The sequence below is a fragment of the Oscillospiraceae bacterium genome (genome assembly GCA_025757985.1).
Classification (GTDB): Bacteria; Bacillota; Clostridia; order Oscillospirales; family Ruminococcaceae; genus Gemmiger.
This window is the reverse complement of the sequence record CP107210.1, coordinates 2,668,292-2,682,831: the sequence shown is the minus strand read 5'-3', so window position 1 is coordinate 2,682,831 and position 14,540 is coordinate 2,668,292. Positions and strand designations below refer to the sequence as shown.

Genomic DNA, 14,540 nt, shown 5'->3' with positions numbered 1-14,540 from the left:
ATTATGCGGTATTGCTGCTTAGCCTTGGCTGCCCTCAGCGTTCTCCGTGTTTTCCTGCTGATCGGGAGCCTGCTCCGGTGCGGGAGCCGACTCCTCGGCGGGGGCCTGCTCCTCAGCAGGGGCCTGCTCCTCTGCGGGGGCCTGTTCCTGCGCGGGGGCCTCGGTGACGGTCTCGGCCTCACCGCTGCCGGTGGCGGCGGCGGTCAGGTCATCGGTGGAAGAGCCCAGCGTCTCGCCGGCCTTGGCGGTATCCTCCACATAGCTCTTTTCATAGGTCTGAGTCGTGGCGGTCGTCAGATCGACATTGTCCAGCGTGCTGTGGACAAAGTTTTCGGCAAAGTCTACGTCGGTCACGGCCACATAGCTCTTGCCGGTGTTGATCTCCAGCGGGGTGTCGCTGCAGGTGCCGTCCTCGTTCAGGTAGTACAGGCGCAGGGCCTCCAGCGGGGTGCCCTTCTGCCAGTAGATCTTCTCGCACTTGCCGCCGTAGCAGTAGTAGCCGACGCCGCCCCATGCGTACTCAACGTACTGCAGGTCCGTTTTCTCGTGGCCGGGGTAGGTGTGGATGTCGGTGTAGAGCACGATGACATTGGGGAAGGTCAGCACCTTGTTGTCGGCGGCCTCGTCCACGGTATCGCGCCACTGGCCGTCGGAGTAGTTCTGCTGCATCTTGTACTGGTTCGTGGCCTCGTCATAGATGAAGCGGGTCTTGTAGGACTGGCTGTGGACGATCTCGACATACTGGCCGTCAGAGACAACAGGGCCGTACTTATCGCTGTAGGCACTGTCGATGCTGTTGGACAGGTCGCGGGTGGTGCCGAGGCGGTAATCCACAAAGTTGAAGAAGGTGGAGTTGTAGGTGCGGCTCATATCCACGTTCTGGCTGCTGATATAGTTTGCGATGTTGTCGGAGTTGGTGTACATCGTATGCTCCAACGCCAGCGTGCCGTTGTTGTAGCTCTTGCCGGCCCAGTTTACGCGGCCGTAGTCGCGGTAGCCGTTGGCACCGTCGTTATTGTTCAGCTTGCCGTAATCAAAGTCGATGGCGTACTGCTGCATGACAACGGACTGGCCCTCGTGGATATACAGGGCCTGCCAGGGCAAAATCAGGCGGAAGAACTGGTCACGGCCGGAGCGGACGGGGCCGACCTCGCCGATCGTCTTATAATCGGTAAAGACAGGCATAAAGCGGGTGATGCCGCCCTCGACCTTGATCTCAAACAGGATATCGGCCTTGGACAGGCCGCGCTGGGGGCGGGCTGCCACGATGTTGTTGACCATGACGGCCGTGATGCGCTGCCCCTCGGGGTAGTCGGCACCCTTGGGCTCACCGGTCAGGACATTGGCCTCATAGGGGGGCAGCTCGGTGGGGGCGGGGGTGGCCTGTGCAGCGGTGCTGTCCGATGCAGCGGGCGTCGAGATCGTATCGCCGTCCTTTTTACAGGCCGTCATCAGCACCGTCAGGGAGAGCAGCGCCGCGATTACAAGCAGAAGACGTTTCATACCATTGCTCCTTTTTCGGATTTCCTGTTAAGAAGTATAAATTACTTATTATTGTAGTCGTTTTCCACCCGTTTGTAAAGCGAAAGCGGGGAATTTTACAAATGCAAATTTTCGCTTTCCCCTGCGGGGCTGCGCCCGCAGGCGCGTGTCGGAGCGCAACCGCCGAAGGCGGCTCTTAGCGCGTAGACTGAAGGCTTCCTTATTTTCGTGTCTGCAGCCAGTATTCGCCCATGCTGCTGCCGGGCTTGCCGGTGCATTCCTCGTGCAGGTAGTCGGCCAGGCCGCAGCCGGCAGGGTCCCAGGCAAGGGCCTGGGCCTCGGTCTCAAATTCGACCTCGGCATACCAGAAGGCGGTGGGCAGGTCTGGGTCTACGCAGTTGACCTCCAGCGTCAGCCCGCCGGGCAGCTGATAGCCGCGGCGTTCCTTGTGGATCAGGGGCTTGCCGATCAGATGCTCAAGCCGCGCAAACAGTGCGGCGTCGATCTCGGTCTCGATCTCCTCGCGGCTCAGGCCGCCCTCGCCCTTGAAGCAGAGCACCAGCGCCGTGCGCCCGCCCTGCAGGGCCTCGCGCCGGATGCGCACCGTGGGGCGCACACTGATGTAGCCCTGATCCATATTATATACGGAGGTCTGCTCCAGCCCCGCCGGCCAGCCCGTGACCATCCATTTGCGTTCGATTTCCATGTTTATCCTTGCCTCCCCTGCTATCTTTTATCTCTTATCTGAAATTATACCACATTCCGTCCGCCGCACGCACCTCACAATCCTGCCAGTTTTCCACTGAAAATCCCACCCTGCTTTCGTCAGATTGCCACTTGCATTTTGCAGACTTACCCCGTATAATAGAGGCATAACAGCAAGGGCGCTGCGAATGTGTTTTCGCAGCGTCCTTTTTCTGTAAATAGAGGTAACAAAGGAGTAAGAAGTATGGCAGCAACCGTTATGGAGCTTTACGGCAGCAAGGTTTTCAACGAGCATGAGATGCGTGAGCGTCTGCCCAGCTCGACCTACAAGAGCCTCAAGGCAACGATCGAGAAGGGTCAGCCGCTTGACCTTGAGGTCGCCAATGTCGTGGCCAGCGTCATGAAGCGCTGGGCCATCGAGCAGGGCGCCACCCACTACACCCACTGGTTCCAGCCGCTGACCGGCATCACCAGTGAGAAGCATGACGGTTTTGTCAGCCCCCAGCCGGACGGCACTGCCATCATGGAGTTCTCCGGCAAGGAGCTGATCAAGGGCGAGCCCGATGCCTCCTCCTTCCCCTCCGGCGGCCTGCGCGCCACGGCCGAGGCCCGCGGCTACACCGCCTGGGACCCCACCAGCTACGCCTTTGTGAAGGACGATACGCTGTGCATTCCCACTGCGTTCTGCTCCTACACCGGCGAGGCGCTGGACAAAAAGACCCCGCTGCTGCGCTCGATGCAGGCCATCTCTGATCAGGCCTGCAAGGTGCTGCACCTGTTCGGCAAGGATGTTGAGCGCGTGGCAACCACCGTCGGCCCCGAGCAGGAGTACTTCCTGATCAAGAAAGAGGACTACTTAAAGCGCCTTGATCTGGTGCTGTGCGGCCGCACGCTGTTCGGCTCTGCCCCGTCCAAGGGTCAGGAGCTGGAGGAGCACTACTTCGGCACCATCCGCCCCATCGTCTCCGGCTTTATGAAGGAGCTGGACGAGGAGCTGTGGAAGCTGGGCATCCCCGCCAAGACCAAGCACAACGAGGTCGCCCCCTGCCAGCATGAGCTGGCCCCCATCTACGACACCACCAATGTCGCCATCGACCACAACCTGCTGACGATGGAGATGATGAAGAAGATCGCCGACAAGCACGGTCTGGTCTGCCTGCAGCATGAGAAGCCGTTCGAGGGCGTCAACGGCAGCGGCAAGCACAACAACTGGTCCCTCAGCACCAAGCACGAGAACCTGCTCGATCCCGGCGATACCCCAATGGAGAACCTGCAGTTCATGGTGTTCCTGTCCGCCGTCATCAAGGCGGTCGATGAGTACGCCGACCTGCTGCGCACCAGCGTTGCCACCCCCGGCAACGACCATCGTCTGGGTGCCAACGAGGCACCCCCGGCCATCATCTCGATCTTTGTGGGTGAGGAGCTGGAGGCCGTCATCGACGCCGTCTGCTCGGATTCTCCCTACGCCGGCCCCGTCAAGATGAAGATGGACCTCGGCGTTGATGTCCTGCCCAAGTTCAGCAAGGACACCACCGACCGCAACCGCACCTCCCCCTTCGCCTTCACCGGCAACAAGTTTGAGTTCCGTATGCCCGGCTCTGCCGAGAACCTGTCGGACTGCAACACCATCCTGAACACCGCCGTTGCCAAGGCGCTGAAGGAGTTCGTGGCCGAGACCAGCGGCGCTGCCGACTTTGAGTGCGCCGCCGCCGCATGGGTCAAAAAGACGCTGAACGCCCACCGCCGCGTGATCTTCAACGGCAACGGCTACAGCGAGGCATGGGAGATCGAGGCCGAGCGCCGTGGCCTGCCCAACCGCAAGAACACCCCCGATGCAATGATCGCCCTCAAGGAGGACAAGAATGTTGCCCTGATGGAGGAGTTCGGCGTTCTGACCAAGACCGAGATGTTCAGCCGCTACGAGGTCGAGATGGAGCATTACTCCAAGATCCTCAACATCGAGGCCCGCACGATGCTCAAGATCGCCAACAAGCAGCTGATCCCCGCCGCGACCGCCTATATGGGCGAGGTTGCCGGCAGCGCTGCCGCCAAGACCGCCGCTGTCGAGGGCATCTCCACCAAGGCCGAGACCAAGGTGCTGACCGCGCTGAGCAAGTACACCGATGAGATGTCCGACGCCGCCGATGCCCTCAAGACCGTGACCGACAAGGTCACCGCCATGACGGACGAGAGCGCCAAGGCACACGCCTTCCACGATGAGGTCATCCCCGCGATGGATGCGCTGCGCGCCGCCGCCGACAAGGCCGAGGAGATCACCGACGAGGAGTACTGGCCGCTGCCCTGCTACAGCCGCATGCTGTTCTATACCGAGTAATGTAAGGGCATTCTCCGCGCGGCTCTGTAGGGGCGGATTCCATATCCGCCCGCAAGGGGCTGCCTGTTGACGGGCTCATATAGAATGTGCCCCTACGGGATGGGCTGCTTCCCCGCAAGCAGCAGCCCGCCCACACCACGCCATTTTCCTTACTGGCCGCGCCCCCGCCCCGCACAGTGAAGACGCAGCCGGGTGTAAGGTTACACCATTTTACAATCGCCATTCTCCTTTTCCTATTTCTTACACCAGCTCGAAAGGCCCGCCCGCTCAAGGTGGGCCTTTCGAGTATCTGCGGCTTCCCCCTTGGGGCTGCGCCCGCAGGCGCGTGTCGAAGCGCAACCGCCGGAGGCGGCTCTTAGCGCGGAGACTGAAGCTGCCGCCCGCAGGCGGCTGATGAGGGGCAGCCTTGCCATACGACCCGTTCACGGTCTGCCGCGGCACACTCGCCCCTCATCCGTCGCTTCGCGCCACCTTCCCCCGCAGGGGAAGGCTTTTACAGGAGGTTCCCTATGAAACGCACCGCACAGGACATTCTCAATTTTGTTGAGGACAACGATGTTAAGTTCGCAAAATTGACATTCTGCGATATTTTCGGCAACCAGAAAAATGTCTCGCTCTTTGCCAGTGAGCTGCCCCGCGCCTTTTCCGAGGGTGTCAGCTTTGACGGTTCTTCCATCGCCGGGTTTATGAATGTGGAGGAGAGTGATCTGGTCCTCTGGCCTGACCCCGACACCGCCACAGTCCTGCCCTGGCGCCCCACCGAGGGGCGCGTTATCCGCATGTACTGCGATATCACGCTGCCCAACGGCAAACCGTTTGAGGGCAACTGCCGCGGCTACCTGCAGTCGGTCGTCAAGCGCGCCCGCGCCATGGGCCTGACCTGCAATGTGGGCTGCGAGTGCGAGTTCTATCTGTTTGAGACGGACGAGAACGGCAACCCCACCCGCATCCCGCTCGACATGGGCGGCTACTTTGACATTCCGCCGCTGGATAAGGGCGAGAACATCCGCCGCGAGATCTGCTTTGCCATCGAGGAAATGGGCCTGCACCCCGAGCACAGCCACCACGAGAGCGGCCACGGCCAGAACGAGGTCTGCTTCCGCTACACCACGGCGCTGAAATCCGCCGACAATCTGAACACTTTCAAGAGCACCGTCAAGGCCATTGCGGCGCGCAACGGCCTGTTTGCCAGCTTTATGCCCAAGCCCCTTGCCAACCAGCCGGGCAGCGGCCTGCATGTCAATATCTCGCTGCTGCGGGACGGCAAGAACCTGTTTGACGGTGACTTTGCCCCCGACAGTGAGGCCGGGCATTTTGTGGCGGGCATTCTGGCCCACGCGCGGGAGCTGACGGCCTTCTGCAACCCGGTGCCGAACTCCTACGCGCGGCTCGGTGCCAACGAGGCCCCGCTCTATGTCAACTGGAGCCGCCAGAACCGCAGCCAGCTGGTGCGGCTGCCCAGCGCCCACGGCGAGTTCTGCCGCGTGGAGCTGCGCGGCCCCGACCCTGCGGGCAACCCGTATCTTGTCATCGGGCTGATCCTGGCCGCCGGTCTGGACGGCATCGAGCGCAAGCTGCCTCTGCCCGAGGCCGTCAACCGCAACCTGTTCCACCCCAGCGCTGCCGCCGGTCTGGAAAGCCTGCCCCGCACCCTGCGGGAGGCCATCACCGTGGCGGGCCAGAGCGAGTTTATCAGCGCCGAGCTGCCGGTCGCGCTGCAGAACAAGTATTTTGAGTACCAGACCCAGCTCTGCCATGACGCCGAATCCGCCCCCGACACCGAGGCATGGGAACGGGCGCACAGCTTCCTGATTATTTGATTTTGTGAAATGTTGGGGTCGATGCTTGCATCTGCCCCTACAGCACCGTGAAGGCCGCTATGTAGGGGCGGGCAGTGCCCGCCCGCGGGGCGTCGAGGACGCCGCCCCCTACAACCACCCGTAGGGGCGCATTCCATATGCGCCCGCACACGGCAGGCACAAAAAATCCATCAGGAAGGGAGGGCAGCCCATGGGAAAAGCATTGATCGTTTCGGCCGGAAACAACGCCAACGAGTATCTGGCACGGCACATCGGGGAGTTGGGCTACACCCGCCCCACGATCGCTGCCAGCGGCGGTGAGGCACGCCGCCGCATGGACACAAACGACTATGAGGTCATCATCATCAATACGCCCCTGCCTGACGAGTTCGGCCATGAGCTGGGCACCGACGCGGTGCAAAAGACCGATGCCGGCGTCATTCTGCTGGCCAAGACCGGCACCGCCGAGCAGATTGCCGACAAGCTGCAGGATTTCGGTGTGCTGGTGCTGGGCAAGCCGTTCACGGCGGTCCAGTTCCGGCAGGCCGTACAGATCGCGGCCAGCAACTACAAGCGGCTGGCCGTGCTGCGCGCCGAGAATGCAAAGCTGCTGGATAAGATCGCCCAGCTGCGGCTTGTTGACCGCGCAAAGTGCTACCTGATCGAGAAAAAGGGCATGACCGAGACCGAGGCCCACCGCCTCATCGAGAAGGGCGCGATGGATACCCGCCGCAGCCGCGGCGAGGTCGCGCAGGAGATTTTGGAAGCTGACGAGGAGGAATAATACCTCAAGCCTTCCCCCTTCGGGGGAAGGTGGCCGAAGGCCGGATGAGGGGCAGGTTTGCCGATATTGAGCCGCAAAAGGGCAACAAGGCAAGCTCGCCCCTCATCAGTCCGCTTACACGGACAGCTTCCCCCGAGGGGGAAGCCTTAGAGACGCAAAAAAGAGGACGCTTTCGCGCCCTCTTCTTTATTTACAGGTACCCGTACTTCTTCCGTCCCCACACAACAAACCCAGCCGTACACACCAGCGCCATGGCCTCGGCGGCAACGACCGCCAGCCAGATGCCGTCCACACCAATGAGGAGCGGCAGGGTCAAAATCGACACGATCTGGAACAGCAGCGTGCGCAAAAAGCTGATGGCCGCCGACACCGCGCCGTTGTTCAGCGCCGTGAAGAACGCCGAGCCGAAAATGTTGAACCCGGACAGAATAAAGCTGATGGAGTACAGCTTCATGCCGTGTATCGTCAGCGCCAGCAGGCCCGCATCGTAGCCGACAAAGATTTTTGCCAGCGGCCCGGCCAGCAGCTCACTTGAGACCAGCATGGCAACGCCCGCCACAGAGATAATGGTCAGACTGCGGCGCAGCAGGTTTTTCAGTTCGTCCTTATTGTCCGCGCCAAAGTGGTAGCTGACGATGGGCGCACAGCCCTGCGCATAGCCGATGAACACCGCCGCGAACACAAAGCCCACATACATAAGCACGCCGTAGGCCGCAACGCCGTCCGCGCCGAACAGCTTGAGCAGCTGCATGTTGTACAGCGCGCTGACCAGCGACATGGAGATGTTCGTCATCAGCTCGCTCGCACCGTTTGTGCAGGCCTTGAACAGCTCCCACAGGCTGAACAGCGGCTTTGTGAAATACAGGCGGCAGCCGGGGCGGCGCTTCATAAAATAGAAGATTGGGGCCACGCCGCCGACCATCTGGCTGATGACCGTGGCCGATGCCGCGCCGACCAGCCCCAGCCCCGCCACACCTACAAGGACAAAGTCCAGCACCATATTGGTCGCACCCGCTGCCACCGTGAAGCAAAGGCCCAGCCTCGGCTTTTCGGCTGCAATAAAAAAGCTCTGGAACAGATACTGCAGCATGAACACCGTTTGGAATGTCAGCAAAATGCGGCCGTAGGTCAGGCAGCTGGGCAGCAGCTCCGGCGTTGCGCCCAGCCGCAGGGCCACAGGCTCCAACAGCGCAAGGCCGAAAGCGCTGAACAGCACACCCAGCACGGCGGTTGCAACCACCAGCATACTGAACAGCCGGTTTGCGCGCTTCTCATCGCCGGTGCCCAGCGTCATGGCAACAAGGGCGCTGCCGCCTGTGCCGATCATAAAGCCGAGGCAGCCCAGCATCTGAAGATACGGGTAAATCAGGTTCAGCGCCGTAAACGCCGTTTTACCCGCATAGTTCGAGACAAAGAAGCCATCCACAATCGTGTAGATTGACGTGAAGATCATCATGATAATGGGCGATGCCGTGAATTTCAGCAGCCGCCCCGTGGTAAAGTGGTCGGATAATTGGATCTGGTTTGATTTTGACATAAATGCTCCTGTTTTTGCGGCAAACACGCATGTAGGGGCCGGACATGTCCGGCCCTGCACCTTGCCTTTACCTCCCTGTTTCCATTATGCTGTGGGCCGGGCATGCCCGGCCCCTACCGCGCAATTTTTTCAAACTCCTGCCGTAAGCATTCCAGATACCGCTGGGTCAGGCGGCAGTTCTGCTCGACTTCGGCAAGGCCCTGACGGGTCATGGCCTGCTGCTCGGCTGCGATAACCGGCCCCACTGTGCGCTCGGCCAGGGCACGGCCCTCGTCCGTCAGGGTCACGAGCTTGCCGCTGTGTGCGCCTTTTCCCGGGCAAAGCGCCACCAGACCCTTTTTCACCATGGCGGCAACGGCAGAGTTCAGCGTCTGCTTGGGCTGCCCCCACTCTGCCGCCATACGGTTCTGGGTCTGCGGCTCATGCGTAGTGCACAGCGCATACAGCACCCAGAATGCTGCGTCCGACAGGCCGCACCGCTGCGCCGCCGCGTGGTACAGGGCGTTGCACTCATTGAACTGGCGGTTCGTTATTTCAAGCAGGTCATATACCTGCCGCTCTTTCTCCTGCATAGGGCGCCTCTTTTCAAAATCCGATTTCGGATATTTATTATAGTCCGATTTCGGATTTTTGTCAATCTCCCAAAAATTCGTGCGCGTTTTTGCACGGATTTTTCCCGCTGCTGCCTTGCAAAAGCGGGCCGCTGCTTTTATAATGTAGACAAAACCATACCGAAAACAAAGGGGGATCTGTAACCATGTACCAACCTGCTCAAAACCGCTATGATGTGCTGCCCTACCGCCGCTGCGGCGACAGCGGCCTGCTGCTGCCCGCTGTCTCGCTGGGGCTGTGGCACAATTTTGGCGATACAGCGCCCTATGAGAACATGCGTGCGCTCTGCCGCACCGCGTTTGACAACGGCATCACCCACTTTGACCTTGCCAACAACTACGGCCCCGAGCCGGGCGCAGCCGAGCGGAATTTTGGTAAAATTCTGCGCGATGATCTCGGCGTCTACCGCGATGAGCTGATCATCTCCACCAAGGCCGGGTACGAGATGTGGGACGGCCCCTACGGCAACTGGGGCAGCCGCAAGTACCTGCTGGCCAGTCTGGACCAGAGCCTGCGCCGCATGGGACTGGACTATGTGGACATCTTCTACCACCACCGCATGGACCCCAACACCCCGCTGGAGGAGACGATGGGCGCACTGGCGCAGGCTGTGCGCAGCGGCAAGGCGCTGTATGCGGGCCTGTCCAACTATGACGGCCCTACGCTGGAAAAGGCCACGGCCATTCTGGACGAGCTGCATGTGCCGTTCATCATCAACCAGAACCGCTACTCGATCTTTGACCGCACGATCGAGAGCAACGGCCTGAAGGATACCGCCGCCCGCCTGCACAAGGGCATCATCACCTTCAGCCCGCTGGCACAGGGCCTTCTGACCGACCGGTATCTGCACGGCATCCCGGCCGACAGCCGCGTCCACACCGATGGGCGTTTCCTGAAGGAGACGGACCTCACACAGGAAACGCTGGCGAAGATCCGTGCGCTGAACGAGATGGCCGCTGCCCGCGGCCAGACGCTGGCCGAAATGGCGCTGGCATGGCTGCTGAGCCACGAGGAAATCACGACCGTTTTGATCGGCGCGTCCAAGACGCAGCAGATTCTCGATAACATCAAGGCCGTGCAGAACACGAGTTTTACCGCCGAAGAACTGGCGGAGATCGACAGGATCAGCAAATAAACTCTATTTACGCGCAATAAACCGCCGCCCGCCGGGGAAGTTTTCCACGACGGGCGGCGGTTGTTGTTGAAAGATGGGCTTGCGGGATGTACGCCCGCGGTACCCCGCCCTACATACAAACCGCAAAAGGGGCGGCAGCGATTTCCCGTAGGGGCGGATTCTATATCCGCCCGGGGTGGTTCCCGCAGACGGGCGCTTTCGTCAGGCCGAGGGCCGGGCATGCCCGGCCCCTACAGGGTTGCAATAGTCCCGGGAGGGATGACCTTTTTGCGGGCGTCTGCCATAGCGGGAAAGTTCGCGGTTCGCCACTGTAGGGGGCGGCGTCCCCGACGCCCCGCGGAGGGGTCAAGACCCCTCCCTACAAATCCCTTTTATAAGGGGGCGCACAAATAAAAAAAGCCCCATCGTCCGGAGCAGAGAACGATGGGGCGAAACGCAATAAGCAGACCGCAAAAGGCGCAGAGCAAAACGCCGAAACGGAGGCGCAGCCTGTTATTGGCAGGAGCCGCGCCGGAGAGGCAAAACAGCCGGCGGGCTCGAGGTTGGTTATGGTTAGTAGCTGCTAACCACGCATATACTTTACCATACTAAAGCTGTAATGTCAAGCGTTTTCCCAAAAATAATTCCCACTATTTTTGTAGAATTTAATCCTTGGGCGCATCGGGGTAGTCGCGGACATGCAGCAGCTGCTCCGCTGCGGCGATCTCCTCGGCGGTGGGCACCCGCACACCGTCCAGCGGATAGGGAATCCCCAGATTCTGCCACTTGAACAGCCCCAGCGTGTGGTAGGGCAAAATCTCCACCCGGCGCACGGTGGGCAGCGTCTTGATAAACGCATCCAGCGCGCGCAGGCCGTCGGCGTCATCGGTCAGGCCGGGCACCAGCACATGGCGTATCCACAAATGCACGCCCCTGGCCGCCACATACTGCGCCATCGCCAGAATATTTTTGTTGCTGTGGCCGGTCAGCTTTTTGTGCTTTTCCTCGTCAATTTCTTTCAAATCCAGAATGACGAGGTCAGTGTTTTCCAGCAGGCGGTCAAAGCGGGCCATCCAGTCGGCGTTGTCGGGCGCAAAGGGCTGGGCGCTGGTGTCCAGCGCGGTCTGCACCTTTTTGGCGCGTGCCAGCCGGAACACCTCGCTGACAAAATCCATCTGCAGCAGCGGCTCGCCGCCGCTGATCGTCAGGCCGCCGTTGCTGCGCCAGTAGTTGCGGTAGCGGTAGGCGGCAGTAAAGGCCTCCTGCGGGGTCTTGGCGGTATCTTTGGTAAAGGCCCACGTCTCGGGGTTATGGCAGTATTGGCAGCGCATGGCACACCCCTGCAAAAAGATGATATACCGCACGCCGGGGCCATCGACAAGGCCGAAGGTCTCAACAGAATGGATGTAGCCTAAGGTTTCGGACATAAAGTGTGCCTCCGTTTATTGGGAAAATGAATTGGTAGGGGGCGGCGTCCTCGACGCCCCGCGGCTGCCGCACACGTCCCGGGAGGGATAAATCCCTCCCCTACGCATTCCTTTTGCGGGCGCTTGTAGGGCGGCCAGCCCTCTGGCCGCCGCGGAGGGGTCAAGACCCCTCCCTACAATGCAATTTGAAAAGGGGTGCTGTAAAACGTGAACGGGTAGCTTTCGCAAACCTGCGGGCCGGGCATGCCCGGCCCCTACCGGGTGGTATAACACAGTATACCACAAAAAAGCCCGCAGCCGCGGCTGCGGGCCTTATTCAGCTTAGAAAATCACAGGACCTTATGGCAGGTACGCGCAATAACATCCAGCTGCTGCTCCTTGGTCAGGTCGATGAACTTGACCGCGTAGCCGGAGACACGGATGGTGAAGTTGGCGTACTCCTCCTTCTCGGGGTGCTCCATGGCATCCAGCAGCTTTTCCACGCCAAAGACGTTGACGTTCAGGTGGTGGGCACCCTGGTCAAAGTAGCCGTCCATAACCTGCACAAGGTTGGTCACGCGCTCGTCCTCGCTGTGGCCCAGCGCATCGGGGTTGATGGTCTGGGTGTTGGAGATGCCGTCCAGCGCCCAGTGGTAGGGCAGCTTGGCAACGGAGTTGAGGGACGCCAGCAGACCGTGGGTCTCGGCGCCGTAGCTCGGGTTGCCGCCGGGGGCAAACGGAGTGTACGCCTTGCGGCCGTCCGGCATGGCGCCGGTGGCCTTGCCGTAGACAACATTGGAGGTGATGGTCAGGATCGAGGTGGTAGCCTCGGAGTTGCGGTAGGTGTGGCGGCGCTTGATCTTCTCGAGGAAGCTGCGCAGCAGCTCAACGGCGATGTCGTCAGCGCGGTCATCATCGTTGCCGTACTTCGGGAACTCGCCCTCGATCTCGTAATCGGTGACAAGGCCCTGCTCATTGCGGATGCACTTGACCTTGGCGTACTTGATGGCGGACAGGGAGTCAACCACATGGCTGAAGCCGGCAATGCCGGTAGCGAAGGTGCGGCGGACCTCGGTGTCGATCAGGGCCATCTCGGCAGCCTCATAGTAGTACTTGTCGTGCATATACTGGATCAGGTTCAGGATGTTGACATACAGCCCGGCCAGCCAGTCCATCATGACATCGTACTTGGCCATGACCTCGTTGTAGTCGAGGTACTCAGCGGTGATGGGGGCGTAAGCGGGGCCGACCTGCTCGCCCAGCTTTTCATCCACGCCGCCGTTGATGGCGTAGAGCAGGCACTTGGCGAGGTTGGCACGCGCGCCGAAGAACTGCATCTCCTTACCGGTCTGGGTGGCGGAAACGCAGCAGCAGATGGAGTAGTCATCGCCCCAGACAGGCTTCATGACATCATCGTTCTCATACTGGACACTGGAGGTGTCGATGGAGATCTTGGACGCATAATCCTTGAAGGTCTTGGGCAGGGCGCTGGAGTACAGCACCGTCATGTTCGGCTCGGGGGCGGGGCCCATGTTCTCGAGGGTGTGCAGGAAGCGGAAGTCGTTCTTGGTGACCATGGAGCGGCCGTCCATGCCGATGCCGCCGACCTCAAGGGTCGCCCAGACGGGGTCGCCGCTGAACAGCTGGTTGTAGCTGGGGATGCGGGCGAACTTGACCATGCGGAACTTCATGACCATATGGTCGATCAGCTCCTGCGCCTCGCTCTCGGTCAGAGTGCCGTTGTCGAGGTCACGCTGGATATAAATGTCAAGGAAGGTGGACACGCGGCCAACCGACATGGCAGCGCCGTTCTGGGTCTTGATGGCGGCCAGATAGCCGAAGTAGAGCCACTGGACAGCCTCCTTGGCGTTGGCAGCAGGCTGGGAGATGTCGAAGCCGTAGGCGGCAGCCATCTCCTTCATGCCCTTGAGGGCCGTGATCTGCATGGCGATCTCCTCGCGCTGGCGGACGACCTCCTCGGTCATGGTGCCGTCACCGCAGTTGGCAAAGTCATTCTGCTTGGCCTTGATGAGGTAGTCGATGCCGTACAGCGCCACACGGCGGTAGTCGCCGACAATGCGGCCGCGGCCGTAGGTGTCGGGCAGACCGGTGACGATATGGCTGTGGCGGGCCTTCTTCATCTCGGGGGTGTAGGCATCAAACACAGCCTGGTTATGGGTGCGGCAGTATTTGGTGAAAATCTCGTGCAGCTTCTCGCTGGGCTGGTAGCCGTAGGTCGTGCAGGCCTGCTCCGCCATCTTGATGCCGCCGTAGGGCATGAAGGCGCGCTTGAGCGGCTTGTCGGTCTGCAGGCCGACGACCTTTTCAAGGTCCTTCAGCTCGGGGTCGATGTAGCCGGGGCCGTAGGCGGTCAGGCCGGAGACGACCTCGGTCTCCATATCCAGAACGCCGCCCTTGGCGCGCTCGGCCTTCTGCAGCTTCTGCAGAGCGCCCCACAGCTTGTTGGTAGCGTCAGTCGGACCGGCGAGGAAGCTCTCATCGCCGTCATAAGGGGTGTAGTTCTTCTGGATGAAGTCACGCGTGTTGACTTCCTCTTTCCAAATGCGGCCTTCAAAGCCTTCCCACTGTTTGAAATCTGTCATTATGCACCTCTTTTAAGTTATGGACAGCCGGGTTTTCCCACCCGGCAAAGATACTATACCAGAAAATCAGGGTTTTCGTATGTTGTCTCGGCAACATTACAGAAATTTTACAAATCTTCTTGCGTCAAAAACGCGCGATCTTTTCTACAAATGCGTAGGGGCG

At 60.5% G+C, this 14,540-nt stretch carries 10 protein-coding genes; 4 read left to right on the top strand and 6 right to left on the bottom strand.

Annotated features, from left to right (window positions below; genetic code table 11):
* Positions 1-18 precede the first annotated feature (18 nt).
* The gene (locus tag OGM67_12675) at positions 19-1,503 is read right to left on the bottom strand and encodes a DUF3048 domain-containing protein (protein UYJ34406.1); all 1,485 of its coding nucleotides are present in this window, start codon (positions 1,501-1,503) and stop codon (positions 19-21) included.
* Between the two features lie 199 nt (positions 1,504-1,702).
* Complete coding sequence (locus OGM67_12670; protein ID UYJ34405.1) at positions 1,703-2,188, bottom strand: CYTH domain-containing protein; 486 nt, start codon at positions 2,186-2,188, stop codon at positions 1,703-1,705.
* 243 nt (positions 2,189-2,431) lie between these two features.
* On the opposite strand from OGM67_12670, the gene OGM67_12665 reads away from it, so the two are divergent.
* From OGM67_12665 to OGM67_12655, 3 genes are all read left to right on the top strand, one after another.
* Positions 2,432-4,522 (top strand): glutamine synthetase III, encoded by a 2,091-nt coding sequence (locus tag OGM67_12665; GenBank protein UYJ34404.1) that lies wholly within the window; start codon positions 2,432-2,434, stop codon positions 4,520-4,522.
* Between the two features lie 509 nt (positions 4,523-5,031).
* On the top strand, positions 5,032-6,342 hold the full coding sequence (locus tag OGM67_12660; protein ID UYJ34403.1) for a glutamine synthetase family protein: 1,311 nt from the start codon (positions 5,032-5,034) through the stop codon (positions 6,340-6,342).
* A gap of 190 nt (positions 6,343-6,532) precedes the next feature.
* On the top strand, positions 6,533-7,105 hold the full coding sequence (locus tag OGM67_12655) for an ANTAR domain-containing protein (GenBank protein ID UYJ34402.1): 573 nt from the start codon (positions 6,533-6,535) through the stop codon (positions 7,103-7,105).
* Between the two features lie 190 nt (positions 7,106-7,295).
* On the opposite strand, the gene OGM67_12650 is transcribed toward OGM67_12655, so the two are convergent.
* Positions 7,296-8,642 carry an MATE family efflux transporter gene (locus tag OGM67_12650; GenBank protein ID UYJ34401.1) on the bottom strand — a complete coding sequence of 449 codons (1,347 nt, stop codon included), beginning with the start codon at positions 8,640-8,642 and terminating at the stop codon, positions 7,296-7,298.
* Between the two features lie 113 nt (positions 8,643-8,755).
* Complete coding sequence (locus tag OGM67_12645) at positions 8,756-9,214, bottom strand: MarR family transcriptional regulator (GenBank protein UYJ34400.1); 459 nt, start codon at positions 9,212-9,214, stop codon at positions 8,756-8,758.
* 185 nt (positions 9,215-9,399) lie between these two features.
* Here OGM67_12645 and OGM67_12640 point away from each other — a divergent pair, with 185 nt between their 5' ends.
* Positions 9,400-10,389: an aldo/keto reductase gene (locus OGM67_12640; GenBank protein UYJ34399.1), complete on the top strand. Its 990-nt coding sequence runs from the start codon at positions 9,400-9,402 to the stop codon at positions 10,387-10,389.
* Positions 10,390-11,033: 644 nt separating this feature from the next.
* On the opposite strand, the gene pflA is transcribed toward OGM67_12640, so the two are convergent.
* A complete protein-coding gene (gene pflA, locus OGM67_12635) occupies positions 11,034-11,795 on the bottom strand; it encodes a pyruvate formate-lyase-activating protein (protein ID UYJ34398.1) in 762 nt (253 codons plus the stop codon).
* 329 nt (positions 11,796-12,124) lie between these two features.
* The gene (gene pflB / locus OGM67_12630; GenBank protein ID UYJ34397.1) at positions 12,125-14,377 is read right to left on the bottom strand and encodes a formate C-acetyltransferase; all 2,253 of its coding nucleotides are present in this window, start codon (positions 14,375-14,377) and stop codon (positions 12,125-12,127) included.
* Positions 14,378-14,540 lie beyond the last annotated feature (163 nt).